Source organism: Halomonas sp. SIMBA_159 (genome assembly GCF_046536035.1).
Lineage (GTDB): Bacteria > Pseudomonadota > Gammaproteobacteria > Pseudomonadales > Halomonadaceae > Vreelandella > Vreelandella venusta_A.
Genome location: NZ_JAWJBT010001837.1, coordinates 1 through 229 on the forward strand (window position 1 = coordinate 1; position 229 = coordinate 229).

The window sequence follows — 229 nt, forward strand, 5'->3', positions numbered from 1 at the left end:
CTGGATGCTGTGGTTGCCCCTAGCATTTACCCGGAAGCGGGTTGGTATCAGGTAACGCTGGCACCAGAGAGGAGCTTTGCTCTACTGGAGCAGTTTGAAGCGTTTATGTGGCATCGGTTGGTGTTTAGCCTGTCCGACAACGCGCTGACACTGGGCGGTCGCGCTGCCGCACCATTACAAGGGTTTAGCTGGGAATCTGGCCGCGTAGTGGGGCTACTTTGCCATTTAG

Annotated in this window: 1 pseudogene; it reads left to right on the plus strand. The window is 56.3% G+C overall.

Annotated elements, in window-relative coordinates:
- Positions 1-229 (plus strand): annotated as a pseudogene (locus R0J87_RS25545) (type 1 glutamine amidotransferase); the annotation flags it as partial.